At 71.8% G+C, this 26,173-nt stretch carries 24 protein-coding genes and 1 pseudogene; 22 read left to right on the top strand and 3 right to left on the bottom strand.

The features are described 5' to 3' along the window. Window positions 1-89: 89 nt before the first annotated feature. The 3 genes from D7147_RS27875 to D7147_RS27885 are packed head-to-tail and all read left to right on the top strand — an operon-like array spanning window position 90 to window position 2,576. Window positions 90-821 (top strand): phosphocholine cytidylyltransferase family protein, encoded by a 732-nt coding sequence (locus tag D7147_RS27875; protein ID WP_120682916.1) that lies wholly within the window; start codon window positions 90-92, stop codon window positions 819-821. Beyond that, window positions 809-1,876 carry an iron-containing alcohol dehydrogenase family protein gene (locus D7147_RS27880; RefSeq protein ID WP_120682918.1) on the top strand — a complete coding sequence of 356 codons (1,068 nt, stop codon included), beginning with the start codon at window positions 809-811 and terminating at the stop codon, window positions 1,874-1,876. Before D7147_RS27875 ends, D7147_RS27880 begins: the two co-directional genes overlap by 13 nt. After that, window positions 1,851-2,576: a CDP-alcohol phosphatidyltransferase family protein gene (locus tag D7147_RS27885; protein WP_120683166.1), complete on the top strand. Its 726-nt coding sequence runs from the start codon at window positions 1,851-1,853 to the stop codon at window positions 2,574-2,576. Before D7147_RS27880 ends, D7147_RS27885 begins: the two co-directional genes overlap by 26 nt. Before the next feature lie 187 nt (window positions 2,577-2,763). Here the strand turns inward: D7147_RS27885 and D7147_RS27890 are convergent, their stop codons facing one another. After that, on the bottom strand, window positions 2,764-4,056 hold the full coding sequence (locus tag D7147_RS27890) for a glycosyltransferase family 4 protein (RefSeq protein ID WP_120682920.1): 1,293 nt from the start codon (window positions 4,054-4,056) through the stop codon (window positions 2,764-2,766). 134 nt (window positions 4,057-4,190) lie between these two features. Here D7147_RS27890 and D7147_RS27895 point away from each other — a divergent pair, with 134 nt between their 5' ends. The 7 genes from D7147_RS27895 (at window position 4,191) to D7147_RS27925 (ending at window position 12,032) form a co-directional block, all read left to right on the top strand. Continuing rightward, window positions 4,191-5,051, top strand: coding sequence for an Fpg/Nei family DNA glycosylase (locus D7147_RS27895; protein ID WP_120682922.1), 861 nt, complete (start codon window positions 4,191-4,193; stop codon window positions 5,049-5,051). A gap of 266 nt (window positions 5,052-5,317) precedes the next feature. Then, complete coding sequence (locus tag D7147_RS27900) at window positions 5,318-6,889, top strand: sugar transferase (RefSeq protein ID WP_120683168.1); 1,572 nt, start codon at window positions 5,318-5,320, stop codon at window positions 6,887-6,889. A 39-nt stretch (window positions 6,890-6,928) separates the two neighbouring features. After that, window positions 6,929-8,155, top strand: coding sequence for a sensor histidine kinase (locus D7147_RS27905; RefSeq protein ID WP_120682924.1), 1,227 nt, complete (start codon window positions 6,929-6,931; stop codon window positions 8,153-8,155). Then, entirely contained in the window at window positions 8,152-8,943 is a 792-nt protein-coding gene (locus D7147_RS27910) for a LytR/AlgR family response regulator transcription factor (RefSeq protein WP_120682926.1), read from the top strand. Before D7147_RS27905 ends, D7147_RS27910 begins: the two co-directional genes overlap by 4 nt. Window positions 8,944-9,022: 79 nt before the next feature. Further along, complete coding sequence (locus D7147_RS27915) at window positions 9,023-9,742, top strand: DUF5701 family protein (RefSeq protein WP_120682928.1); 720 nt, start codon at window positions 9,023-9,025, stop codon at window positions 9,740-9,742. A gap of 198 nt (window positions 9,743-9,940) precedes the next feature. Continuing rightward, window positions 9,941-10,390 (top strand): DUF485 domain-containing protein, encoded by a 450-nt coding sequence (locus D7147_RS27920; protein ID WP_233563526.1) that lies wholly within the window; start codon window positions 9,941-9,943, stop codon window positions 10,388-10,390. Between the two features lies 1 nt (window position 10,391). Further along, window positions 10,392-12,032 carry a sodium/solute symporter gene (locus D7147_RS27925; RefSeq protein ID WP_120682930.1) on the top strand — a complete coding sequence of 547 codons (1,641 nt, stop codon included), beginning with the start codon at window positions 10,392-10,394 and terminating at the stop codon, window positions 12,030-12,032. Window positions 12,033-12,035: 3 nt separating this feature from the next. Here the strand turns inward: D7147_RS27925 and D7147_RS27930 are convergent, their stop codons facing one another. Then, the gene (locus D7147_RS27930; RefSeq protein WP_120682932.1) at window positions 12,036-12,902 is read right to left on the bottom strand and encodes a hypothetical protein; all 867 of its coding nucleotides are present in this window, start codon (window positions 12,900-12,902) and stop codon (window positions 12,036-12,038) included. Further along, the gene (locus tag D7147_RS27935) at window positions 12,895-13,395 is read right to left on the bottom strand and encodes a SigE family RNA polymerase sigma factor (RefSeq protein ID WP_120682934.1); all 501 of its coding nucleotides are present in this window, start codon (window positions 13,393-13,395) and stop codon (window positions 12,895-12,897) included. The genes D7147_RS27930 and D7147_RS27935 overlap by 8 nt, the downstream gene beginning before the upstream one ends. A 205-nt stretch (window positions 13,396-13,600) precedes the next feature. On the opposite strand from D7147_RS27935, the gene D7147_RS27940 reads away from it, so the two are divergent. The 12 genes and pseudogenes from D7147_RS27940 (at window position 13,601) to D7147_RS27995 (ending at window position 26,143) form a co-directional block, all read left to right on the top strand. Beyond that, window positions 13,601-14,365, top strand: coding sequence for an ABC transporter ATP-binding protein (locus tag D7147_RS27940; RefSeq protein WP_120682936.1), 765 nt, complete (start codon window positions 13,601-13,603; stop codon window positions 14,363-14,365). Then, window positions 14,350-16,044 (top strand): ABC transporter permease, encoded by a 1,695-nt coding sequence (locus D7147_RS27945; protein ID WP_120682938.1) that lies wholly within the window; start codon window positions 14,350-14,352, stop codon window positions 16,042-16,044. Before D7147_RS27940 ends, D7147_RS27945 begins: the two co-directional genes overlap by 16 nt. A gap of 205 nt (window positions 16,045-16,249) precedes the next feature. Beyond that, on the top strand, window positions 16,250-17,113 hold the full coding sequence (locus D7147_RS27950) for an alpha/beta fold hydrolase (protein ID WP_120682940.1): 864 nt from the start codon (window positions 16,250-16,252) through the stop codon (window positions 17,111-17,113). Between the two features lie 12 nt (window positions 17,114-17,125). Then, a pseudogene (locus D7147_RS27955) lies at window positions 17,126-17,662 on the top strand (flavin reductase family protein); the annotation flags it as partial. Between the two features lie 162 nt (window positions 17,663-17,824). Further along, a complete protein-coding gene (locus D7147_RS27960; RefSeq protein ID WP_120682942.1) occupies window positions 17,825-18,187 on the top strand; it encodes a DUF485 domain-containing protein in 363 nt (120 codons plus the stop codon). Continuing rightward, window positions 18,165-19,838: a solute symporter family protein gene (locus tag D7147_RS27965; protein WP_120682945.1), complete on the top strand. Its 1,674-nt coding sequence runs from the start codon at window positions 18,165-18,167 to the stop codon at window positions 19,836-19,838. The genes D7147_RS27960 and D7147_RS27965 overlap by 23 nt, the downstream gene beginning before the upstream one ends. Before the next feature lie 158 nt (window positions 19,839-19,996). After that, window positions 19,997-20,971, top strand: coding sequence for an NAD-dependent epimerase/dehydratase family protein (locus D7147_RS27970; RefSeq protein ID WP_120682947.1), 975 nt, complete (start codon window positions 19,997-19,999; stop codon window positions 20,969-20,971). Between the two features lie 77 nt (window positions 20,972-21,048). Beyond that, the gene (locus D7147_RS27975; RefSeq protein ID WP_120682949.1) at window positions 21,049-22,296 is read left to right on the top strand and encodes an LCP family protein; all 1,248 of its coding nucleotides are present in this window, start codon (window positions 21,049-21,051) and stop codon (window positions 22,294-22,296) included. A 215-nt stretch (window positions 22,297-22,511) separates the two neighbouring features. Further along, complete coding sequence (locus D7147_RS27980; RefSeq protein WP_120682951.1) at window positions 22,512-23,729, top strand: LCP family protein; 1,218 nt, start codon at window positions 22,512-22,514, stop codon at window positions 23,727-23,729. Between the two features lie 202 nt (window positions 23,730-23,931). Continuing rightward, complete coding sequence (locus D7147_RS27985) at window positions 23,932-24,870, top strand: LCP family protein (protein WP_120682953.1); 939 nt, start codon at window positions 23,932-23,934, stop codon at window positions 24,868-24,870. A gap of 58 nt (window positions 24,871-24,928) precedes the next feature. Next, window positions 24,929-25,264, top strand: a complete 336-nt coding sequence (locus D7147_RS27990) for a rhodanese-like domain-containing protein (protein ID WP_120682955.1) — start codon at window positions 24,929-24,931, stop codon at window positions 25,262-25,264. A gap of 84 nt (window positions 25,265-25,348) precedes the next feature. Beyond that, window positions 25,349-26,143, top strand: coding sequence for a glycerophosphodiester phosphodiesterase (locus tag D7147_RS27995; protein WP_120682957.1), 795 nt, complete (start codon window positions 25,349-25,351; stop codon window positions 26,141-26,143). Window positions 26,144-26,173: the final 30 nt, after the last annotated feature.

Below are 26,173 nucleotides of genomic sequence, written 5' to 3' on the forward strand. Positions count from 1 at the left end.
AGCGGGCGAAGCCCGGTTGACGGGAGACGGTCTCGGACACGGCGCTATCCTCCAGCGGTGACCGGAGTCGTACGAGGGAGGTTGCCGGCATGATCGGGATGGTGCTCGCCGCCGGGGCGGGGCGCCGGCTGCGCCCCTACACCGACACACTGCCCAAGGCGCTCGTGCCGGTCGACGGGGAGATCACCATCCTCGACATCGCGCTGCGCAACCTCGCCGAGGTGGGGCTCACCGACATCGTGATCGTGGTCGGCTACGCGGCCGACGCGGTCCGGGAGCGGCAGGCCGACCTCGAGAAGCGGTACGGCGTCAACCTCACCCTCGTGCACAACGACAAGGCCGAGGAGTGGAACAACGCCTACTCGCTCTGGCTGGCCCGCGAGTACTTCCGGCAGGGTGTGCTGCTGGTCAACGGCGACACCGTGCACCCGGTGAGCGTCGAGAAGACGCTGCTGGCCGAGCGCGGGGCGGGGATCCTGCTCGCCGTGGACACCCTCAAGGCGCTCGCCGACGAGGAGATGAAGACCACCTTCGACGCCGCCGGCCAGCTCACCCGGATCACCAAGCTGATGGACCCGGGCGAGGCGTACGGGGAGTACATCGGCGCGACCCTCATCGAGCCGCAGGTCGCCGACGCCCTCGCCGACGCGCTGGAGGCGACCTGGCGGCGTGATCCGAACCTCTACTACGAGGACGGCTACCAGGAGTTCGCCGACCGGGGCGGCGAGGTTCGGGCGGCGCCGATCGGGGACGTCTCCTGGGTCGAGGTCGACAACCACGCCGACCTGTCCCGCGCCCGGGAGATCGCGTGCCTCTACTAGCCCGGTCCGTACTGACTCCACTGCACATCGACGTACGGCACGGGGCGGTGGCCGACCTGGCCACGATCCTGGCCGACGGACGGATCTCCGCCGGCGGTGACGTGGCGGTGGTGGTCGGCCCCGGCCAGGGCGAGCGGATCGCCGAGCTGATCCGGCCCACGCTCGGGTCGGCCGACGTGTTCACGGTGACGGGCGGCACCCTGCAGGCGGCCGACGACCTGGAGGGCAAGCTCCGCACCCGGTCGTACGACGCGGTGGTCGGCATCGGCGGCGGCAAGACCATCGACGTGGCCAAGTACGCGGCCACCCGGCGGGGCCTACCGATGGTCTCGGTCGCCACCAGCCTCGCCAACGACGGGATCGCCTCCCCGGTGGCGAGCCTCGTCACCGACGGGCTCAAGGGCTCCTACGGCGTGCACATCCCGATCGCGGTCGTCGTCGACCTGGACTTCGTGGAGAGCGGTCCGGAGCGGCACAACCGGGCCGGGATCGGCGACGTGGTGAGCAACATCAGCGCACTCGCCGACTGGGAGCTGGCGCGGGTGGTACGCGGCGAGCCGTTCGACGGGCTGGCCGCCTCGCTCTCCCGGGCCGGCGCCGAAGCGGTGATCAACCACCCGGGCGACATGGGCGACGACGCCTTCGTCACCGTCCTCGCCGAAGCGCTGATCTCCAGCGGGCTGGCGATGGCGATCGAGGGCACCAGCCGGCCGTGCAGTGGCGGCTGCCACGAGATCATGCACGCGGTGGACGCGCTCTTTCCCGACACCGCCTCGCACGGCGAGCTGGCCGGGCTCGGCGCGCTCTTCTGCACCTGGCTGCGGGGGGACGCGCACCGCTTCGCCCAGATGGTCTCCTGCCTGGCCCGGCACAACCTCCCGGTCACCCCCGCCGAGGTGGGGTTGACCGACGACCAGTTCGTCGACGCGGTGATCTTCGCGCCGCGGACCCGGCCGGACCGGTACACCATCCTCGAACATCTGGCGCTGTCGCCTTCCGACGTCCGAGCCCGGCTGGCAGACTACGCCGGTGCAATCCACGACCACCTTGACTGAGCCGTTTCGTCCCACCGTCGCCGATTTCCACCGGACAAATCGGGGCGGGGGCCTCTTCAGTGAATCGATCAGTCAGTGGCTGGGCGCCACCTTCGCGCTCGCGGCGTACCGGCTGGGCCTGCGCCCGACCGCGCTGACCGTCGCGAATCTGGTGCTCGGGCTGGCCACCTCGGTCACCGTGGTCGCGCTCGCCGGCCGGGTGGCGGCCGGCGAGGTGCCGGCCTGGGTGGTGGGGCTGCTGGCGCTGGTCGGCTGGCAGGTGGCGTACGCCCTGGACTGCGCGGACGGCCAGCTCGCGCGGGTCACCGGCACGGGCAGCCCGGCGGGTGCCCGGGTCGACGTGCTCTGTGACGTGGCGGCCCAGATCGCCCTGGTCGCGGCGCTCTCCGCGACCGCCGTGGCGCAGTACCCGTCGACCCCGACCTGGCTGGTCGCGGCGTTCGCCGGCACCTGGATGGTCAACCTGGTCACCTCGGTGATGCAGGCCGGTCCGAACGCGGCGAGCATGGTCACCTCGACCTCGCTGCCGGTACGCCTCGCGAAGCTCGTCCGCGACTACGGCGCGGTGATCTTCGTGGCCGCGCTGGTGCTGCTCCTCGCCCCCGCCGTGACGCTCTGGGTGATGGTGGCGTTCACCCTGGTCAACGGGGGTTTCCTGCTGGCCAGCATCGCCTTCTCCGCCCGCGCCTCCCTCCGCTGACCCACCCACCCCACCCCACCCCGCGCCCCGTCGCGCCGCCCCGCGCCCCGTCGCGCCGCCCGCCCCACCCCGCGAGCTCTTTCACGGAAAGAGTGCCCTCGGGCTCCCGGACAGCCACTCTCTCCGTGAAAGAGCGGCCTCGATGCGGGGTGGGGTGGCGTGGTGGCGTGGGAGGTCGGTGGGGGGGTCAGTGGGTGGGGGTGACGCTGGTGTAGACGTCGATGAGCTGGCCGGTGACCACATCGGGGTGGAAGGTGCGCTCGTAGCGCGAGCGGGCCGCCGACGCGAGCGAGGCGGCACCCGTCCGGGCCAGCGGCAGGGCCGCGGCCAGCGCGGCCGCCTCGGGCGGCACCGCCCAGCCGGCCTCGCCGGTGACGATGCCCGCCGGCACGGCGGACGTCCCGGAGACCGGGCCCGCGAGCGGCACCGAGGTGGCCGAACCGGTCGCGGCCGAGGCCTCCTGCGCCGAGCCGGTTCCGGCCGGTACGCGCGCGGTGTCCGCCCCGACCAGGTACGGGATGCCGCCCAGCGCGGTGCCGAGCACCGGCCGGCCACTCGCCAGCGCCTCGATGATCACGGTGGGCAGCACGTCGTGCCAGGTGGAGGTGGCGAGCACCACCGCGCTCGCCTCCAGCGCGGCGCGCACCCCGGCCCGGTCCAGCGTGCCGAGGTAGGTGACGTCCGACCGTTCGGCGGCCGCCGCCTCGACCAGCGTGCGCAGCTCGCCGTCCCCGGCGATGCGCAGCGGACCGAGCGCGCCGTCCGGGTGCCGGCGCCAGGCGTCGAGCAGCAGGTCCAGCCCCTTCTCCGGGGAGAGCCGGCCGAGGAAGAGGAAACCGTCGCCGAGCGGGGCGGGTTGCCCCGGGTCCGGGATCCCGTTCGGCTTGATCACGATCCGGTCCGCCGGGATGCCGTAGTCGCGCAGGTGCGCGGCGACCGCCGAGGTCAACGCGACGTACCGGTCGACCGACCGCCAGGTCGGCCGGTGCACCGCCAGCGTGGTGGCCATCAGGGCGCTCTGCGCGCGGGAGTTCCGGTAGCAGCGGTGCACGATCGCCGGTACGCCCAGCGCCCGGCCCCGGCAGTCCTGGCAGATCATCCCGTCCCGGAAGTAGAGCCCGGAGGAGCAGACCTGCCGGTAGTTGTGCACCGTCTGCACCACCGGCACCCCGTGCTTGTGAGCGGTGCGGACCACCCAGGGCGAGAGCAGCGGGTACGGGTTGTGCAGGTGCAGGACGTCCGGCCGGTGCTCGGTGAGCAACCGGCTCAGCTCCCGCTGCGCCTGCGGCGCGTAGATCGGTGAGACCGGCAGCAGCGCCTTGGCCGTACGCGGCATGGTGGGGATCTCATCGGAGCTGCGGATGAACGGCAGCACCTCGACGCCGGCCGCGGTGAGCTGGGCGATCTCCGCATCGACGATCGTGTTCTCGCCGGACGGCTGAGCCTGGCGGTACCGGTTGTGCGCCACCACGATCTTCACTGAGCTCGCCCTCTGTTCCCGGTTGCCGGACTCGCGAGCTCATTCCTCGCGCTCACGGGGCCCCCATTGTTCCCGACTGCGGGACTCGCAAGCTCATTCCTCGCGCTCACGGAAAAGAAGGCTACCGTTGTCTGATGCCCGAGCTACCGGAGGTGGAAGCGCTCGCGGGTTACCTGCGCCAGCGCGCCGTGGGGCGGCGGGTCGACCGGCTGGAGGTCGCCGCGATCAGCGCCCTCAAGACGTACGATCCGGCGCCGAGCGCCGTGACCGGCCGTGCCGTGGTCGACGCGCGCCGGCACGGCAAGTTCCTGGACGTGGTCTTCGAGGGCGACCTGCACCTGGTGATCCACCTGGCCCGGGCCGGGTGGCTGCAATACCGGGAGGCCTTCCCCAGCGCCGCCCCGCTGCGCCCCGGCAAGGGTCCGATCGCCCTGCGGGTACGCCTCGACGACGGCTCCGGCTTCGACCTGACCGAGGCCGGCACCCAGAAGAAGCTGGCCGCGTACCTGGTGACCGACCCGGCGACGGTGCCGGGGGTGGCGAAGCTCGGCCCGGACGCGCTCACCGCCGACCTGCCCGTCTTCACCGAGCGGCTGCGCAGCCGGCGGGGCCGGGTCAAGTTGGTGCTGACCGATCAGGCGGTGCTCGCCGGGGTGGGCAACGCGTACTCCGACGAGATCCTGCACGCGGCGAAGCTCTCCCCGTACGCGCTCACCGACCGGCTGACCGACGACCAGTTCGCCGCCCTGCACGCCGCCACCCGGCAGGTGCTCGGCGACGCGGTCGCCCGGTCGCTGGGGCAGCGGGCGGCGGAGTTGAAGGGCGAGAAGCGCTCCGGGTTGAAGGTGCACGCGCGCACCGGGCTGCCCTGCCCGGTCTGTGGCGACACCGTTCGGGAGGTCTCCTTCTCCGACTCGAGCCTCCAGTACTGCCCCACCTGTCAGACCGGCGGCAAGCCGCTCGCTGACCGTCGGCTGTCCCGGCTCGTACGGTGAGTAACGACACGCGGGAGCTACCGAGGGGAATCGTCCGGAGAACGCGGAAGGTCCTGCTCGGCAGTTCTACCAACCGCATCATCCATCGGTATAGTGGCCCGGTCCCCGGCTTCTGATATGGCGTGGAGCCGGCCAGATCCCGCCGGCACCAGCGGGGCGCGATGTCCTTCGGGTCCGGCGCCCGGTCCGGTCCGGCGTGGGAGACTGGGACGGTGGGCGACCCGGGTCCTCACGATGAGTGAGCGGCCCGCGTCATGCGGGAGGACATGGGTGAGGTGACGACAAGCCTCCAGCGCCCGGTAACCAACACAGGCCGGAGCAAACTCGTGCGGCACGTCGACAGCTTCGAGATCCAGCCGCCGACACCGCCGACACACAACGGCGTTCCCCGGTCGGCGTGGGCCCGGGCACGTCGGCGGGTCTCCCGTTGGCACCGTCCCTACATCGCCATTCTCCTGCTGCTCGACTTCGCGGCCGCCGCGTTCGCCAGCTTCACCGCGATCCACACCTTCGACCAGGCCGCCGCGGGTTTCTACAACGCCCAGGAGGACCCGACGTGGTTCTTCACGGTGGCGTTCGTACTGCTGCCGCTGGGCTGGGTGATCATCCTCTGGGGCAACCGCGCGTACGACCGGCGCTATCTCGGTCTGGGCCCGGACGAGTTCAAGCGGGTGATCCGGGCCGGGGTGGCGGTCGCCGCCACCGTCTCCTTCCTCGCCTTCGCCACCAAGACCGACCTGTCCCGCTACACCGTCGGCACCGCCCTGCTCGGCGCGCTGCTGCTGATCCTGCTCGGCCGCAGCCTCACCCGGTTCGTGCTGCACGTGGTGCGGCGCAACATCGGCCAGGGCGGTCACCGGATGATCCTGGTCGGCACCCTGCCGGAGTGCCTCGAGGTGTACCGCGCGGTCACCCGGAACCCGGCGGCGGGTCTGGTGCCGGTCGCCATCCACCTCACGGACGGCTACGCGGCCGCCCGCGGTCTGGAGACCCCCGTTCCGGTCTACGCGGGCCGCGACGTGCTCGCCCTGGTCCGGGAGGTCGGCGGGGACACCATCGCCGTCTGCGGGTCGGCCAGCGCGGAGCCGGGCGAGCTGCGCCGCCTCGCCTGGCAGCTGGAGGGCTCCGGCGTCGACCTGGTGGTCGCCCCGCAGCTCACCGACATCGCCGGCCCCCGGGTGCACATCCGCCCGATCGAGGGGCTGCCGCTGCTGCACGTCGAGGAGCCGACCCTGTCGGGTCCGGCGCTGCTGGCCAAGAACCTGATGGACCGGGTCGCCGCCGGGCTGGGGCTGCTGGTGCTGATCCCGGTCTTCGTGGCCATCTCGATCGCGATCAAGATCTCCGACGCCGGGCCGGTCTTCTTCCGGCAGCCGCGGGTGGGTCACGAGGGGCGCACGTTCCGGGTGTGGAAGTTCCGCACCATGTACGTCGACGCGGAGGATCGGCTGGCCAGCCTGGTCGACCAGAACGAGACCGACGGCATGCTCTTCAAGATGAAGCAGGATCCCCGGGTCTTCCCAGTGGGCCGCTTCCTTCGTGGCACGTCGCTGGACGAACTGCCGCAGCTGATCAACGTGCTCTGGGGGGAGATGTCGCTGGTCGGGCCGCGTCCGCTCCCGGCCGACGACGGCGACTTCCTGGGCGACGTCCGCCGGCGCCTGCTGGTGCGCCCCGGCATGACCGGCCTCTGGCAGGTCTCCGGGCGCTCCGACCTCTCCTGGGACGAGGCGGTCCGGCTGGACCTCTACTACGTCGACAACTGGTCGCTCGCATACGACCTGAGCATCCTCTGGCGCACCGTCGGCGTGGTGCTCGCCCGCAAGGGCGCGTACTGACCCCTTGGCTGCGGGGCCCGGAGCCGACAGGATCTGGGCGTGGGTGGCAACCTCTCGGCAGTTCTCGCCGTCGTCTTTCTGGTCAGCGCGCTCGCCGCTGCTCTCTTCGCGGTCGGCCGACTGCGGGCGCGCCGGGGCATCGCCACCGCCACCCAGCGGGCCACCTACGAGGTGCTGCACACCGCCGGGCTGGCCGCTGAGCCGCTGCGCGCGGGGTTGAGCGCGGCGGGCGCCGCGAAGTCCGTACGTCATCTGCGGGCCCTGGTGGGCGCGCCCGGGCTGGCCCTCACCGACCGGGAGAAGCTGCTCGCGCTGGACGGGCGGGGCGGGCACCACGGCGAGCAGCTGCTCGTCGCGGCGCGGCGGGCGGTGACGTCGGCACGGTCGACGGTGCTGGGCGAGGCCGAGCTGCAGTGCGACCGGGTGGACTGCCCGGTACGGGGCGTGGTGGTCGCCCCGCTCACCGTCGCGGACGGGGAGGCCGTGGGCGCCCTGCTGGCGATCTCCGACGGGCCGCCGGCGCCCGGCCTGGTGCAGGCGACCCTGGAGACCGCGCACTGGGCCGGCAACCAGCTCGCCCTCGCCGAGCTGGACTCCTCGCGGGAACGGCTGGCCCGGGCCGAGATCCGTGCGCTGCGGGCCCAGATCAGCCCGCACTTCATCTACAACGCGTTGACCGCTATCGGCTCGTTCGTGCGGACCGACCCGGAGCGGGCGCGCGAGCTGATTCTGGAGTTCGCCGAGTTCACCCGGTACTCGTTCCGGGCGCACGGCGAGTTCACCACGCTGGCCGAGGAGCTGCGCTCGATCGACCGCTACCTGACCATCGAACGCGCCCGGTTCGGCGACCGGCTCCAGGTGCGGTTGCAGATCGCCCCCGAGGTGCTGCCGGTGACCCTGCCGTTCCTCTGCCTGCAGCCGTTGGTCGAGAACGCGGTCCGGCACGGGTTGTCCCGCAAGCCCGGCACGGGCATGGTGAGCATCGAGGCCCGGGACGCCGGCGCCGAGTGCCACATCACGGTGGAGGACGACGGGGTGGGGATGGATCCGGCCACACTGACCACCGGCATCGCCGAGCTGGCCCTGAGCGTCGGCGACCCGGGGGAGGATTCCGGCCAGCACGTCGGCTTCTCCAATGTGGACGAGCGGCTCCGCTCGGTCTTCGGGGACGGCTTCGGGCTGGTCGTCGAGACCGGGCTGGGCTCGGGCACGAGGGTGAGCATGCGGATTCCGAAGTTCCATCCCGGGGTACGGGCGGGCTCGTGAGCGAGCAGGCCGGCCGGGTCGCCCCGGGGAACGCGTCCGGATTTCTCCGGGTGCTGGCGGTGGACGACGAGCCGCCCGCCCTGGACGAGCTGGCGTACCACCTACGGGCCGACCCGCGGGTGGCTCGGCTGCACACCGCCGCGGACGCGACGGACGCGCTGCGGCTGCTCCGCGACGCAGATGTGGACGTGGTCTTCCTGGACATCCGGATGCCCGGGCTGGACGGGATGGAGCTGGCCCGGGTGCTGCGCCGGTTCGCCCGGCCGCCGGCGATCGTCTTCGTCACCGCGTACGACGACGGCGCGGTCGACGCGTTCGACCTGGGCGCCACGGACTACGTGCGCAAGCCGGTACGCGCCGAGCGGCTGGCCGAGTCGCTGCGCCGGGTGATCGGTTCCCGGGTGGTGCCGTCGCACCCGGCGGCGCTGGCCCGCGCCGAGGAGGATCCGACGATCCCGATCGAGCTGGCCGGCACCACCCGGATGCTGCCGAGGTCGGCGGTGCGCTGGGTGGAGGCGCAGGGGGACTACGCCCGGCTGCACACTGCGGACGGTTCGCACCTGGTCCGCGTCTCGCTGGCCACCCTCGCGGAGCGCTGGGCGGACGCCGGCTTCGTCCGCATCCACCGGTCGTACCTGGTGCAGTTGAAGCTGATCGCCGAGCTGCGGCTGGTGAACTCCGGCTACGTGGTGGTCATCGACGGCACGGAGCTGCCGGTCAGCCGCCGGCACACCCGGGAGCTGAAGGACAAGCTGGTCCGGGCGGCGAAGCAGGACTGGAGCCGCTGACCCCACCGCCGGCCCTACCGCTGCCCTTGACGCCGGCCGAGCAGGCACGCGCCGCCGAGATCTTCTTCGGAAACCGGGAATGGCCGCCGCTCGTCGTACGCTGTACGGTGGGCTGTACGACTTCGAGGAGGCCGCAGTGACCGACGCCCCGTACGACGCCGCCGCCGAGTTCGACCGTCAGGTGGAGCGCCTGGTGCGGCTCGGCTATCCCGAGCTGGCCGCAACAGCCGAGGAGACCTTCCGGGACCTGGTCGCCCCGCTGCGCGCGGCCGCCGTCAGCGGCGCAGCCGGGCTGCCGGCCCCGACCGCGGCGCGAGTGCCGTTCCTGCTGGTCATCACCCGCGAGCTGATTCCGGTGGAGGCGCGCCTGCCGCTCACCACGCTGGCCGGCAAGCGCAAGCCCGGCTTCCTCGACCAGCACTACGCCGACGGCGACCTGGCCCGGTTCGACCCGATCAAGGAGCTGGAGGTGCCGGCCGGGCCGGCGTACCTGCTCTTCGACGTCGACCGCGGCGAGGAGACGCTGAACCTGCCCCCCTCGTCCGCGCTGGAGGTCATCACCGGTCAGGACCGGCTGCCGCTCACCATCGACGAGGGGCTCGCCTTCGTCACCCTGCACCCCGCCGCGCTGGCGAAAAACAAGTGCTTCTCCCTGGTCGGATCGCGCTGCGGGGACAAGCGGGTCCCGGCGCTCTGGATCAGCCAGGGCGCGCCGAAGCTCGGGTGGTGCTGGTACGGCAACCCGCACACCTGGTTGGGCTCCGCCTCCGCCCGCCCGGAGCGCGTCGGCCTGCCCTGACCGCCGGGCTCGACGAGAACAGCCGGCACGACGCGTTCTTCACCGGGTTATCCACAGGAGTGGCCCGTAATCCACAGGTTGTGCACAACCCCTTCCTGAGCTCCACGCCGGCGCCCGCACGCCGGCCCGCTGCTGGTCACGGCCGCGGACGACCACCGCGCCCTTGACAAACCGATCGATCGGACAAGACTGCCGGGGATGTCCGCCACCGACGATCACGCGCCGAGGTCCGGGGTCGAGGAGCGAGCAGGGGCACCGGACCAGGTGCGCCGGCCGGTTCCCCAGCCGCGGACCCGGATCGTGCTGGCCGAGGTGTCCCGCCGCGAGGACCGGCACGAACGGACCCGCGCCGAACTCGCCGAGCAGACCCGGGTCGGGGAGGCGCTCGTCCGAGGGCTCGTGCGGGCCCAGCTCGCGCTGGCGCTGCGGCTCTCCCTGGTCGTGCTGATCGGGCTCGGCGGCCTGCCCTGGCTCTTCGCCATCGCGCCCGCGGTCGGCCGGGTCACCGTGCTCGGCGTGAAGCTGCCCTGGCTGCTGCTCGGGGTCGCGAGCTTCCCGTTCCTGATCGGGGTGGGCTGGGCGTACGTGCGGCTCGCCGAACGCAACGAGCAGGACTTCACCGACCTGGTCCAGCGGCCGGAGCGCTGAGGTGGAGAACGGCCTCGTCATCCCGGCGATCGTCGCCGTCACCCTGCTCACCGTCGGCATCGGCTTCTGGGGGCTGCGGCTGGCCCGCACCACCTCCGACTTCCTCGTCGCCTCCCGGGCGGTCAGTCCGACGTGGAACGCGGCCGCGATCGGCGGCGAGTACCTCTCGGCCGCGTCTTTCCTGGGCGTCGCCGGGCTGATCCTCAAGTACGGCGTGGACGTGCTCTGGTACCCGGTCGGCTTCGCCGCCGGCTACCTGGCCCTGCTGCTCTTCGTGGCCGCCCCGCTGCGCCGCTCCGGAGCGTTCACCCTGCCCGACTTCTGCGAGCTGCGGCTGGGCTCCCGCCGACTGCGCATCCTCGCCACCGCCTTCGTGATCTTCATCGGCTGGCTCTACCTGGTGCCGCAGCTCCAGGGCGCGGGCCTCACCCTCGCCACGGTCACCGGCTCCGCGTATCCGGTGGGGGCCGTGCTGGTGGCCGTCGTGGTCACCGCGAACGTGGCGCTGGGCGGCATGCGGGCGATCACCTTCGTCCAGGCGTTCCAGTACTGGCTGAAGCTGACCGCGCTCGCGGTACCCGCGATCTTCCTGGCCCTGCAGTGGCAGGCCGACGCCCGGCCGGCCGTCACCCCGCCGGACGGTCCGACGTTCCGGACCGCGATCAGCGTCGTGGTCGAGCATCCCGCGACCCTCACGTTCCCCGACGGCGAGGTCCGGGGGGTACGCGCCGGCGAGACGGTCGTCTTCCAGGCCGGCGACCCGGTGCCGGAGGTCGCCGGCGTGACCATCGACGCCGCCGACTGGCTGCTGCCGAGCACGGCCGGGGCCGACGACCGGGGCTTGTTCGCCACGTACTCCCTGATCCTCGCCACCTTCCTCGGCACCATGGGGCTGCCGCACGTGCTGGTGCGCTTCTACACGAATCCGGACGGCGCCGCGGCCCGCCGGACGACCCTGGTCGTGCTGGCGCTGGTGGGCGTCTTCTACCTGCTCCCCACCATCTACGGGGTGCTCGGCCGCATCTACACCCCACAGCTGCTCGTCACCGGGCAGACCGACGCGGTGGTGGTGCTGCTGCCGGAGGCGGCCCTCGGCCACGGAACGACCGGCCGGCTGCTCGCGGCGCTCGTCGCGGCCGGCGCGTTCGCCGCCTTCCTCTCCACCTCCTCCGGCCTGCTCACCAGCGTGGCCGGGGTGATCTCGACGGACGTGCTCGGTCGCGGCTCGGTACGCGGCTTCCGACTGGCCACGGTGATCGCCGGCGTGGTGCCCGCGATCCTCGCCCTGAACGTCTCCGGGCTGGACGTCTCGCAGGTGGTGGGGCTCGCCTTCGCCGTCGCCGCGTCCAGCTTCTGCCCGCTGCTGGTGCTCGGCATCTGGTGGCGTGGGCTGACCGACCTCGGCGCCGCCGCCGGGGTGCTCGTCGGCGGCGGCGCCGCGATCGCCGCCGTACTGGTGACAGTGGTCGGTCCGCCGCTGCACGGCTGGCCGGCGACGCTCGTGGCGCAGCCGGCCGCGTGGACGGTACCGCTGGCGTTCGCCGTGACGGTGCTGGTGTCGGCGGCCTCCCGACGTCGGGTCCCCGCCGACGTCGGCGCCACGATGCTCCGGCTGCACGCCCCGGACACCCTGCGGCTGTGACGGTCAGCAGGCGTCGGTACCCGCGCAGAGCCGGTCGGCCACCGGTCGGACGAGCTGGGTGGCCTCCTGTGGCGTGGTGTCCTTGTCCACCCTGAGCTGTGCCACCAGGTCACCCTGCCGGACGAGGATCCACCGTGCCGGCCGCCCCTCCATCACGGAGCCCACCAGCATCGACTCGTCGCCGCCGAACCCCGCGGCCAGGACGGTCAGCGAGTCACCGGACCGGTGGGGGTCACACTCCTCGACCTGCTCGCGCATCGCGTCCAGGTGGGCCGCCGCGGCCTCGCCCGAGTAGCGGGTGACCCGCTGGACCAGCGAGTCCGTGGGCGAGTCGAAGACCCGGAACCGCTCGGCGACCTGGCCCCTAGCCAGTGACGCCGGCTGGTTGCGGCAGTTGGCGAAGACGGACTCCAGGGTCCAGTCCCCGTCCGGTTCGCCGTTCGTCATCGTGAAGCCCTTGGGCAGGTCGGCGAGTTGCATCATGGCTGCGGGCGGGATGCTCGTGTCGCGGCTCGGCGCGTTCGGTCCATCGTCGTTCGCCGGGCTCGACGGCGTCCCACCGGTGGGGCTGCCGCTGTCGTCCGGAGTCGGGTCGGCGCTGTGGCTGGGGCTCGTCGAGGGCGTCGGCGTCCGGTTCGGCGTCGGCGTCGGCGAGCCGGTGGCGGGCACCACCGGCGGCGCGGCATCCGGGTCGGCGCCCAGGGCGACAGCGCCGGCCGCGACCGCCACGACGGTCACCACGCCCGCCAGGCTCGCAGCGACACGGGTACGCCGGCTCCGCTGCCTCCCGCGACGGCGCACCTGCTCCACCGGCGCCCAGGCGAGGTTCTCGGTGTTCCGGTACAGATCGTCGAAGAGCTGGTCAGGCATGAGCGGCCTCCTCCGGCAGAGCGGTGTCGAGCATGGTTGCCAGGGCCTTGCGACCTCGGGCGAGACGGGCCTTCACGGTTCCGCTGGGCGCACCGGTCTGGGTGGCGATCTCGGCGACGGAGAGGTCGGCGAGGTGGTGCAGCACGACGGCCACCCGCTGCTCCTCGGGCAGGCGACGCAGCGCCATCACCAGAGCGACATTGTTCTCGTCGGGCGGCCCGGCGGACGGCTGGACGCCGTGCCTCCGGTAGGCGGTCAGCCCGTTACGGATCTTCCGCCACCGGTTGAGCAGCAGTCGCTGACCGACGGTACGGACCCACGCCTCGGCGTCCTCGTACTCGCTGATCCGGCGCCAGCGTTGCCAGGCGCGGACGTACGCCTCCTGCGCGGCGTCCTGCGCCTCGCCGAGGTCGCCGCTGAGCGCGTACAGCACGGTGACCACCCGATGTCTGGTGGTCCGGTAGAACTCCTCGAACCCCTCGTCCGTCTCCATGACCCTCCCGTCAGGTTCCTGCGTCCATCACCCGTGAGCGAGTGGACCGGTTGCAGGTGACCCGAATCCGTCCGGGGAATGACGGGCGGAGGTCCGGGTCGCCGGGCGGCGGCGTGCCGTAGGAGGACCGGTACGTCGCGGGTATGACGGGAGGTCATCCCCCGGCGGGACTACCGGATCGCGGCCAAGGGATAGGTTCTGGTGCATGACCGATGAGCAGACGGCGCTGTGCCTTCGCGGCCTGGCCAAGCGGTTCGACGGCAAGGTGGCGGTGGCCGGCGTCGACCTGGACGTACCGGCCGGCTCCTTCTACGGCCTGCTCGGGCCGAACGGGGCCGGCAAGACCACCACGCTCTCGATGGCCGTCGGCCTGCTCCGGCCGGACGCGGGCCAGGCCCGGGTGCTCGGGCAGGACGTCTGGGCCGACCCGGTCCGCGCCAAGCAGCTGCTCGGCGTGATGCCCGACGGCGTACGCCTCTTCGACCGGCTCAGCGGCGCCGAGCTGCTGGCCTATCACGGTCTGCTGCGCGGAATGGACCCGGCGGTGGTCGACCAGCGGGCCGCGGAGCTGCTCGACGTGCTGGCGCTCACCGAGGCGGGCCGCACCCTGGTCGTCGACTACTCGGCCGGGATGAAGAAGAAGATCGGCCTGGCCTGCGCGCTGCTGCACGGGCCCCGTCTGCTCGTCCTGGACGAGCCGTTCGAGGCGGTCGACCCGGTCTCGGCGGCGCTGATCCGGGACATCCTGACCCGCTACGTCGGCAGCGGCGGGACGGTGGTCTTCTCCAGTCACGTCATGGAGGTCGTGGAGCGGCTCTGCTCACACGTGGCGATCCTCGCCGAGGGTGCGATCAAGCGGGTCGGCGCGATCGACGAGGTACGCGGGAAGCGCTCGCTCGAGGAGGTCTTCGTCGAGGTCGTCGGCGGCCGGACGGCGACCGGTGAGGAGCTGGCGTGGCTGTCGAACTGACCGCGCCGACCGGGCCGGTCCGCCGGGTTTCCGCCCGGCACTTCGTCCGGCTCAAGCTGCGGGTGATGGGCAACAACTTCCGTGGCCAGGGCTGGCGGGTCGCGCTCTTCCTGGGCGGCGCGCTGCTCGGGCTCTGGTTCGCCGGCAGCGGCTTCTTCCTGTTCGCGAGTCCCGGCCTGGCCGACACCGACCGGTACGCGACGATGGTCGCCGCCTTCGGTGGCGGCCTGGTGGTGCTCGGCTGGGTGCTGCTGCCCCTGATCTTCTTCGGCGTGGACGAGACGCTCGACCCGGCCCGCTTCGCGCTGCTGCCGCTGCCGCGCCGGACGCTGGTCACCGGCCTGCTCACGGCCGCCCTGGTCAGCGTGCCGGCGATTGCGGTGCTGCTGGCCCTCCTCGGGCTGGTCTTCACGGCCGGTGTGCTCGGCGGCTGGTCGGCCGCGCTCGTGGCGCTGGTCGGGGTGCTCCTCGGGGTGCTGCTCTGCGTGGCGGCCGCGCGGGCGGTCACCAGCGCCTTCGCCTCCATGCTCCGCTCGCGGCGGGTCCGTGACCTGGCCGCCGTGCTGCTCGCGGTCGCGGCCGCGCTGCTCGGCCCGCTGCAGCTGATCGGTGTCTCGGCGCTGCAGGATACGGAGTGGGAGCGCCTCGACGGGGTCTCGGAGGTGATCGGCTGGACTCCGCTCGGGGCGCCCTGGACGGCCGGTATCGACCTGGCCGAGGGGCGCGGCTGGGCCGCGCCGGTCAAGCTGCTGATCAGCGCGCTCACGGTGCTGGCGCTGCTCGCCTGGTGGTCCCGTTCGCTGGAGTCGGCGATGGTGGGTACGGCGAGCGGTGGGGGCACCCGGGCCAAGGGCGGCCCGGCCGGTGGTGCGGTGAGTCAGCTCTTCCCGCGCGCCGTCGGCTGGGCGCGGCGTGACCAGTTCGGCGCGCTCGTCGCCCGGGAGGCCCGCTACTGGTGGCGGGACGCTCGCCGGCGGGCCAACCTGATCACCATCGCGGTGGTCGGCATCTTCGTCCCGGTGCTGGTCAACCTCGGCGGCTCGGGCTTCGGCACGAACAGCGGGCAGGGCTTCGGCCAGGGCGCCGCGGAGCCGTCTCCGGTGCTGGTCAGCCTCTCGATGCTCTTCGTGGGTGTGGTCGCCGCGGTCACCCTCGCGAACCAGTTCGGCTTCGACGGCAGCGCGTACGCCGCGAACGTGGTGGCCGGGGTACGCGGTCAGCAGGAGCTGCGGGCCCGGATGACCGCGTTCTCGATCTACGTGGTGCCGATGCTCGGGGTGGTCTCGATCGTGATCGCCGTGGTGCTCGGCCGCCCGGGGTGGATCGGGCTGACCGCCGGCAGCCTCGTCGCCAGCTACGGCGCGGGGCTCGCGGTGAACTGCTTCGTCTCGATCCTCGGGGCGTACGCCCTGCCGGAGACGAGCAACCCGTTCGCCATGAACAGCGGCGGCGGAGTGGTCAAGAGCTTCCTCACCCTGCTCGCCATGCTGGTGACGGCGGTGGCGGCCGTGCCGATGGTGGTGGCCGCCGCGCTGCTCGGCGACGTCTGGCACTGGCTCGCGCTGCCGGTCGGCGTGGCGTACGGGCTGGGGGCCGCGCTGCTCGGCGCGTACCTGGCCGGGGACGTGCTGGACCGGCGGCAACCCGAACTGTTGGCCACCGTCACTCCGCGCCGCTGACGGCGACCGCCGACGGTGCCGCCGTGATCCGCACGGCGGCACCCGATCCGGCGGTGTGCCCGGGAATCCCGGCTCCGGTTCACAGCCGGTGGCTACGGTGCGGTGAGCCGTGACGAGGAGCCCCCATGAGCGAGCGCAGCGAGCGAATCATCCGGCACAGTGCACCGGTGCCTCATGACGGCACGCAGCGCAGCGGAGTGCCGGCATGAGCGAGCAGACCCGCTACCGGACCGTGGTGGTCGACGGGCTCTCCGTCTTCTATCGGGAGGCCGGCCCAGCTGACGCGCCCGTCCTGCTGCTCCTGCACGGCTTCCCGTCCTCGTCCCGGATGTTCGAGCCGCTGTTGGGTCGGCTCGCCGACCGGTTCCGGCTGATCGCGCCGGACTATCCGGGGTTCGGGCACAGCGACGCTCCCGAGCCGGGCGGCTTCGCGTACACCTTCGACCGGATCGCCGAGGTGATGGCCCGGTTCGTGGCCACGATCGGGGTCGAGCGCCATCTGCTGTACGTCCAGGACTACGGCGGTCCGGTGGGCTTCCGGATGGCGCTGGCGGAACCGGGTCGGCTCACCGGCCTCGTGGTGCAGAACGCGGTCGCCCACGAGGTGGGGCTGGGGCCGCTCTGGGACGTCCGCCGGGAGTACTGGCGGGACCGGGCCGGCCATGAGGCGGCCGTACGGGAGAATTTCCTCTCCCTCGCTGCGGCGCGTACCCGGCACGTGGGCGACGACCCGGATCCGCAGCGGTACGACCCTGACCTCTGGACCGACGAGCACGCCTTCCTCAGCCGCCCGGGTCAGGCCGCGATCCAGCTCGACCTCTTCTACGACTACCGGACGAACGTGGCGTCGTACCCCCGGTGGCAGGAGTGGCTGCGCCGTGAGCGGCCACGGCTGCTCGTCCTCTGGGGCCGCTACGACACCTCGTTCCAGGTGGCCGGGGCGGAGGCGTACCGCTCCGACGTGCCGGACGCCGAGGTGTACGTCCTGGACGGCGGCCACTTCCTGCTGGACACCCGGGCCGACGAGGTGGCCTCGCTGGTGCGGGGCTTCGCGTCCACCGGCCGCTGAACCCGGCCCGCGGGCACAATGTTTCACGTGAATCATGAGCCTGGCGCCGAGATCCACCACACCGATCCGTTCGCCGTACCGGCCGGCCAACGCTCGCCCGTACGCCGGCTGCGCGGCCGCCTGGCCTCACCGGTCACGCTCTGGACCGCGCCCGGGCCGGTCGGGCTGACGGTGTCGTCCACTCTGGTCGCCGAGGGCGAGCCGGATCGGCTGCTCGGACTGATCGACGCGGAGTCGGATCTGTGGGCGGCGGTCGAGTCGGCCGGCCGGTTCGCGGTGGCACCGCTGGGCCCGGCCCACCGGCAGCTCGCGGACCGTTTCGCCGGCCTCTTCCCGGCCCCGGGCGGCCCCTTCGCCACCGGCGACTGGACCGAGACGCCGTACGGGCCGGTGCCGGCCGATGCCGGCGGATGGGCCGGGTGCCGGCTCGACGCCGCTCGCGAGTACGGCTGGTCACTGCTGGTCGAGGCGACCATCGAGGCGGTGGAGATGGTCGAGGAGGCGCAGCCGCTGCTGCACTACCGGGGCCGCTACCGGGAGCTGACGTGACGAGCATCGACCGCTCAACGGGGTGACCTGCGTCACTCGGCGCAGCCATCCCGCCGTTCGGCGCAGCCGCCGACCGAGGACGATCTCGGCCTTCCGCGCCGGGGAGCGCGCTTTCTAACGTGCGCGAAAATCCCCGACGCCTGTGAAGGTGGTGATCCACAAATGTCCACGGACACACCCGCGCCGGCCGCGTCCACGCCGGACCGGTACCTCGCCGTGCAGCGGTCGGACGAGTTCGCCGGGCTGCGGCGCGCCCTGCGCGGCTTCGTCTTCCCGATGACCGTCGCGTTCTTCCTGTGGTACGCGCTCTACGTCATCCTCTCCGCGTACGCACGGGACTTCATGGGCACGAAGCTCTTCGGCAACATCAACGTCGCCCTGATCTTCGGGCTGCTCCAGTTCGTGTCCACGTTCCTGATCGCCTGGCTCTACTCCCGGCACGCCGACCGGAAGATCGATCCGGTCGCCGACCGGATCCGCGACGAGATCGGGGAGGTGACCCATGGATCAGATCCTCGCGGCTGAGGCGGGCAGCACCACCGCTCGCAACCTGACCATCACGCTCTTCCTGATCTTCGTGGCGGTGACCCTGGCGATCACCATCTGGGCCAGCCGGCAGACGAAGACCGCCACCGACTTCTACGCCGGCGGCCGGTCCTTCTCCGGCTTCCAGAACGGCATGGCGATCGGTGGCGACTACATGTCGGCCGCCTCGTTCCTCGGCATCGCCGGCCTCATCGCCCTCTACGGGTACGACGGCTTCCTCTACTCGATCGGGTTCCTGGTCGCCTGGCTGGTGGCGCTGCTGCTCGTCGCGGAACTGCTGCGCAACTCCGGCCGGTACACGATGGCCGACGTGCTGGCCTTCCGGATGCGCCAGCGTCCGGTGCGTACCGCCGCCGCGGTCTCCACCATCACCGTGTCGATCTTCTACCTGCTGGCCCAGATGGTGGGCGCGGGCGCGCTGGTCGCGCTCCTGCTCGGCATCAAGCCGGGCACCACGTTCCTCGGCATGGACGCGGACGCCGCCAAGATCGCCACCATCATCCTGGTCGGCGCCCTGATGATCATCTACGTCACGGTCGGCGGCATGAAGGGCACCACCTACGTGCAGATCGTCAAGGCGTTCCTGCTCATGGGCGGCGCCGTGATCATGACGCTGCTGGTGCTCGCCAAGTACAAGTTCAACCTCTCCTCGCTGCTCGGCGACGCTGCGGCGTCCTCCGGAAAGGGCGCCGCCTTCCTCGAACCCGGCCTGCGCTACGGGGTCGAGGTCGCCGGCAACTCGACGCAGACCTTCTACAACAAGATGGATCTGCTCTCGCTCGGCATCGCGCTGGTGCTCGGCACCGCCGGTCTTCCGCACATCCTGATCCGCTTCTACACCGTTCCGACGGCGAAGGCGGCCCGCAAGAGCGTGCTCTGGGCGATCGGCATCATCGGCACCTTCTACCTGCTCACCCTTGCCCTCGGCTTCGGCGCGGCGGCCCTCGTCGGTGGCGAGGCGATCACCGCCCAGGACCGGGCCGGCAACACGGCGGCGCCACAGCTCGCCCAGGTGCTCGGGGTGGACTTCCTCGGCGGCGACCTGGGCGGGGCGACGCTGCTCGCGATCATCGCCGCGGTCGCGTTCGCCACCATCCTCGCCGTGGTGGCCGGGTTGACCCTGGCCTCCTCGTCGAGCCTCGCGCACGACTTCTACGCCAACGTGCTGAAGAAGGGGGAGGCGTCGGAGCGGCAGGAGGTCCGGGTCGCCCGGATCTCCGCGCTGGTGATCGGCGCGGTGTCGATCGCCCTGTCGATCTTCGCGCAGAACCTGAACGTGGCGTTCCTCGTGGCGCTCGCGTTCGCGGTGGCCGCCTCCGGCAACCTGCCGGCCATCCTCTACAGCCTCTTCTGGAAGCGGTTCAACACCTCGGGCGCGGTCTGGGCCATCTACGGTGGCCTGCTCGCCGCAGTGGTGCTGGTCTTCTTCTCGCCGGTGGTCTCCGGAGCGCCGACCGCGATGTTCCCGGACCACGACTGGCAGTGGTTCCCGCTCTCCAACCCGGGCCTGATCTCCATCCCGTTCGGCTTCCTCTGCGGGTGGATCGGCACGCTCATCTCCAAGGAGCGTGACGACGAGAAGTACGCGGAGCTGGAGGTGCGTGCCCTCACCGGGGCCGGCGCCCACTGACCGCGACGAACAGGAAAGGGCCTCCTCCCGAGGGGGCCCTTTCCCATGCCCGCACCGCGCCCGCGAGCGACGGTCGGGGCCGCCAGGCGGGACGCGAGCCGGGTCGACCCGCGTGGCCGGAGGCTGACGAACAGGCGACGCTAAGTAAGCTGGCGGGCATGAAGGTCGCTCCCCGCTTCGGCACCGGTCACCGCATCCTCGTCACCGGCGGCGCCGGCTTCGTGCCGTCACACCTGGTGGACGCCCTGATCGCGCGGGGTTGCACGGTGGTCGCGCTGGACAACTTCGTCACCGGGTCGAAGGAGAACGTCGCGCACCTGCTGGACACGCCGACGTTCACCCTGGTCGAGGCGGACATCTCCGACGGGCTGCCGGCCCACCCGGCCCTGGCCCAGCGGTTCGACGCGATCCTGCACATGGCGTCCCCGGCCAGCCCGACCGACTTCGAGAAGCTGCCCGTGGAGATCCTCCGGGTCGGTTCGGTGGCGACCCTGCACCTGCTGGACCGCGCGCTCGACGACGGCGCCCGGTTCCTGATGGCCTCCACCTCCGAGGCGTACGGGGACCCGAAGGAGCACCCGCAGCGCGAGACGTACTGGGGCAACGTCAACCCGATCGGGCTCCGCAGCGTCTACGACGAGGCGAAGCGCTTCTCCGAGGCGGCGACGATGGCGTACCACCGCAGCCGCGGGCTCGACACGGCGATCGTGCGGATCTTCAACACGTACGGCCCACGGATGCGGCCGGACGACGGCCGGGCCATCCCCACCTTCATCTCCCAGGCCCTGCGCGGCGAGCCGATCACCGTGCACGGGACCGGCGACCAGACCCGGTCGATCTGCTACGTCGAGGACCTGGTCCGGGGCATCCTGCTGCTGCTCGACTCGACCGAGACCGGCCCGATCAACTGCGGGACCGAGCACGAGATGAGCATGCGGCAGCTCGCCGAGACCATCATCGGGCTCTGCGGCAGCAAGTCCGAGGTGACCTACATCACCCGCAGCGCGGACGACCCGGAGATGCGCCGGCCCGACCTGACCCTCGCCCGGAAGCTGCTCGGCTACGAGCCGACGGTGACGCCCGAGGACGGCCTCCGACGCACGATTGAGCACTTCCGCAGCCGTCTGGGCTGACTCCGGTCGGCACGCCCGAGGCGAACCTGGGCGTCGCCTGAGGGCGGCGGTGGCCGAACGTACGTACGCTGACTTACATGTCAGCCACCTCGTCCGCCGGCGTCCCGCACCCCTACCTGCACCGCAGCTCCGGGCGTGCGCCGGCGCCCGGCTCCGGGCGCGCGTCGGTGCCCGGCAACGCTCGCGGGGCCGCCGCGCGCGTCCGGGCCTCCGACGGGTATCCGTCGTACGACGAGGTGCCGCAGGGCGGCGGGCCGGGCGGGCCCACCGGGCCGGGCGGACCGGGCCACCCCGGCGGCGGTCGACCCGGCCGGCGCGGGCCGCGGCCGCGGTGGGGGCGCATCGCGCTCGTGGTCGGCGTGGCCGTGGTGGTGCTCGCGCTGCTCGGCGGCGTCGGCGCCTGGCTCTACGTGCGCAATCTCGACAAGGACCTCGCCCGGACCGACGCGTTCTCGGGGATCACCGAGGGGCGGCCGAGCAAGCAGGTGGAGGGGGCGCTCAACATCCTGCTGGTCGGCAGTGACTCCCGGGACCCGGACGCCCCGGTGGACCAGGCAGGCAAGTGGCGGGCCGACACGATCATCGTGATGCACATCCCCGCCAACCACCAGGAGGCCTACCTGGTCTCCATCCCCCGCGACCTGTACGTACCGATTCCGGAGAGCGCCAGCGCCAGCTGTGACTCCGGCCGGCGGGCGAAGATCAACGCAGCCTTCGCCTTCGGCGGTCTGCCGCTCGCGGTACGCACCGTCGAATGCTTCACCGACGTCCGGCTGGACCACGTCATGGCGATCGACTTCGCCGGCTTCAAGCAGGTCACCGACGCGCTCGGTGGGGTGGACCTGAACGTCGAGCGCACCGTCACCTCGATCCACAAGCCGTACCGGACGTTCACCAAGGGCATGAACCACATGGACGGCGCCGAGGCGCTGGACTGGATCCGGCAGCGCAAGCAGTTCCCGGACGGTGACTTCGCCCGGATGCGTCACCAGCAGGAGTTCCTCCGCGCCCTGATGGACAAGGCGGCGAGCAGCGGCACGCTGAGCAGCCCACGGAAGCTCAACGCCTTCCTCCAGTCGGTGACCGACGCCGTCACCGTCGACCAGGGCTTCTCGTTGGTCGACATGGGATTGCAGTTCCGCAGCCTGCGAGGTGAGAACCTGACCTTCGTGACCAACCCGAACTCCGGTAGCGAGACGATCAACGGAGAGTCGGTGGTGGTCTCCGACCGGGAGAAGGCCCTCGCGATGTACCGGGCCATGTCGGCCGACACGATGGCCGACTGGGTGAAGGCCAACCAGCAGAAGAAGAGCGACGGCGGCTGACCAGCCGCTCGCGCGGCGGCCGGCGGCCCGGTGTCGGCGGGAAAGTTCGCAGTTCCTGAATACCAGCCACTGACCGGTCCCAATCTAACTGGCTGATCGGTCAGTATCCCTGGTGTCCCGCTGGGGTCGCGGAATTTGCGGCTGGACGAACTCGCCATGACCGCAAAGTGTCCGTACAGTGTTCTCGCCCCCTGATAACGCGAGCTGGAGCACGCATGCCGGTTCAGACCAGCCGTCGCCCTCCGTCGCTGGATCGCTCTCGTCCGCCTGCCGGCGGTTCCGCGGCCATCCCCTCCCAGGCCCGCGGTCGCCCGGGCGACCCGATCGCGCCCAAGAAGAAGCGCACCCGGCGCAAGGATCCGCTCTGGGCCCGCCTCACCGTCGTGTTCGGCGCGGTGCTGATGCTGACCAGCGGCGTTGCGATCGTCGGCAGCAAGGCCCTGATCAACCAGGCGACCGGCGAGATCGCTCAGCGCAACCTGCTCGGCGACGCCGGCAAGACCGACGCCGAGGGCGGCGCGAGCCTGGACGGTCCGATCGACATGCTGCTGCTCGGCGTGGACGCGCGGGAGCGCTGGGCGGCCGACGACGTCCGGTCGGACTCGATCATCATCCTGCACATCCCCGCCACGCACGACCAGGCCTACCTGATCTCGATCCCGCGGGACACCGAGGCGCACATCCCGGAGAACAAGAAGGCCGGCTGGAACGGCGGCACCGACAAGATCAACGCGGCCTTCCAGATCGGCGCCCGCAACGGCGGCGGCTGGGAGGGTGGCGCCCAGATGATGGCGAAGACCATCAAGGAGCTCACCGGGGTGAGCTTCGACGGTGGCGCGATCATCAACTTCGGCGGCTTCAAGAACGTGATCGACACGCTCGGCACGGTCCGGATCTGCGTCAAGCAGGAGGTCGAGTCGATCCACATGTCGTACGTGGACGGCAAGCCGATGTGGAACGCGGACGCCAAGAAGACCGGTAAGCAGATGAAGCCGGTGGTGCACAAGAAGGGCTGCCGGGAGATGGAGGGCTGGGCGGCGCTGGACTACGCCCGGCAGCGCAAGACCCTCACGAACGGCGACTACGACCGGCAGGCCAACCAGCAGCAGCTGATCAAGGCGATGGCCCGCAAGGCGACCGACAAGGGCATGCTGACCAACCCGCTCAAGCTCCAGCAGCTGATCAAGGCCGCCGGCAAGGCGTTCGTGCTCGACACCGGCGGCGCCAAGATCGAGAATTTCGTCTTCACCATGCGCGGCGTGACGGGGAACGAGCTGATCATGCTCAAGACGAACGCCGGCACCTTCAACGGCAACGACAGCGGCCGCGAGGAGCTGAGCGACGACTCGCTGGAGATGTTCAAGGCGGTCAAGGAGGACCGGCTCGCCCAGTACGTCTTCTACCACCCGGAAGTCATCTCGAACCGGAAGTGATCCGGGCGGGATCCGCGAAACGGACCGATCGGACGTGGCCCCACCCGTAGCCTGATCGTGAGGAGAACTCACGAATCGGCGACGGGGAGGGGCCACGTCCAGGTCGGGCGGGGACGGCGAGGAGCGGACCGAGGCGCACACGGCCATCCGGCCGCACCGCGCCCGCTGGCCTCGCATCCTGCTGGGGGTCGGCCTGACCCTCGTGGTGCTGGCCGGGGTCACCGTCTTCGGGCTCCAGGCGCTCACCGACCGGTACGACCGCACGGTGATCAAGGAGCAGCTGCTCGACGCCGGGTCCCGCAACGATCGTCCCGACCTGGACGGGCCGCTCAACTACCTGCTGATCGGCACCGATCGCCGACCGGGGGACAACACCACCGAACAACGCGCCGACACCATACTCATCGTGCACGTGCCGACCGGACTGCGGGAGGCGTACCTGGTCTCCATCCCCAGGGACCTGCTCGTCGCGATCCCCGCCGGGAGCGGCTACGCCGGAGGCGAGGACAAGATCAACGCGGCGTACGAGCACGGTCGAGGTGGCGAGCCCGGCGCCCAACTGCTCTCGGCCACGCTGACCCGGCTCACCGGGATCCGCTTCGACGGCGCAGCCCTCGTCGACTTCTCCGGCATCCGGAAGGTGGTCGACCTGCTGGGCGGAGTCCGGATGTGCGTGGAACGCGAGGTTCGCTCGATCCATACGGACCGGGTGTTCAGCCCCGGCTGCCGGCAGATGAACGGCGCCGAGGCGCTGGACTACGTCCGGCAGCGCTACGACCTGCCGGGCGGCGACTACGACCGGCAGCGCCACCAGCAGCAGCTGCTCCGGGCGATGCTGGACCGGGCGGGCGAGACGCGGCTGCGCACCAACCCGATCAAGCTCGACCAGGTGATCCGGGCCGTCGGCAGCTCACTGACGGTGGACACCAACGGAGTCGCCCTGGAGGACCTGCTCCTCGCCCTGCGCGGGCTGCCCGCGAACGCGCTGCGCGGAGTGCAGGTGCCGTCGCACTCGCAGACCATCGACGAGGTCTCGTACGTGGTGCTGGAGAACGGCGGGAACGGCCTCTTCGACGCCGTCCGGGGCACCCGGATGCCGAACTGGACCCAGGCCAATCCGCGCTGGGTCGTACGGCTGTGACGATGCCGATGGCCCGGACCGCAGCGATCGACCCCGCGAGGTTCTAGGCTTGGTAGCCGTGTTCGGACCCCAGGTACCCACCGTGACCGTGCCCCAGATCGCCGACGACACCTACCTGCTCGACGTCCGCGAGGACGACGAGTGGGCCGCCGGCCACGCGCCCGGCGCCCACCACCTGCCGATGACGGAGCTGCCGGCCCGGATCTCCGAGGTGCCGACCGATCGGGACGTGGCCGTCATCTGCCGCTCCGGCGGCCGCTCCGCCCAGGTCGTCGCCTACCTCTCCCGCAACGGCTGGGACCAGGTGCGCAACGTGGCCGGCGGCATGGGCGAGTGGGCCGCCGCCGGGCGGCCGGTGGTCGGCGAGGACGGACAGCCGGGCCGGGTGCTCTAGAGGATGTTCGAGAAGACCATGCCCTACTGCGCCGGTCCGGCTCGCGATGGGCGAGCCTTCTCAAACACCCTCTAGGCGGCCGGGATGGGCGAACAACCCCTGGTCTTCGCGCACCGCGGTGCCTCGCACGACCTGCCCGAGCACACCCTCGCGGCGTACCTGCGCGCGCTGGCGGAGGGCGCCGACGGGCTGGAGTGCGACGTACGGCTGACCCGCGACGGGCACCTGGTCTGCGTGCACGACCGGCGGCTGGACCGCACCAGCAACGGCCACGGCCTGGTGAGCGCCCGCACCCTCGCCCAGTTGGAGGAGCTCGACTTCGGTTCCTGGCATCCGGGCTGCGTACCGGGCGAGGGGGACGAGCCGCCGGACGAGTCGCACACCCGGCTGCTCACTCTGGAGCGGCTGCTCGACGCGGTGCTGGCCGCCGGCCGGCCGGTCCGGCTGCTGGTCGAGACGAAACACCCGTCCCGCTACGGCCGCGACGTCGAACGGCGACTGGTCGCGCTACTGCGCCGCTACGGGCTGACCGAGCCGACGCCGGACGACCCGGTCCAGGTCACCGTGATGTCGTTCGCGCCGCTGGCCGTACGCCGGATCCGGGACCTCGCCCCCGCCCTGCCCACCGTGCTCCTGCTCGAGGTGCTGCCGCGCTGGCTGCGGCTCGGCCGCCTGCCGTTCGGCACCCGCATCGCCGGACCGGGCATCGCGCTGGTGCGGGAACGCCCCCAACTGCTGCGGGCGCTGCACGACGCCGGCAACCAGGTGTACGTCTGGACCGTCAACCAGCCGGAGGACCTGGACCTCGTCCTCACCGCCGGGGTGGACGGCATCATCACCGACCGGCCCGCCCAGACCCTGGCCCGTCTCGGACGCTGACCCCGCCCGGGCGAGGTGTTCGGACGGTTC

Source organism: Micromonospora musae (assembly GCF_003626545.1).
GTDB lineage: Bacteria > Actinomycetota > Actinomycetes > Mycobacteriales > Micromonosporaceae > Micromonospora > Micromonospora musae.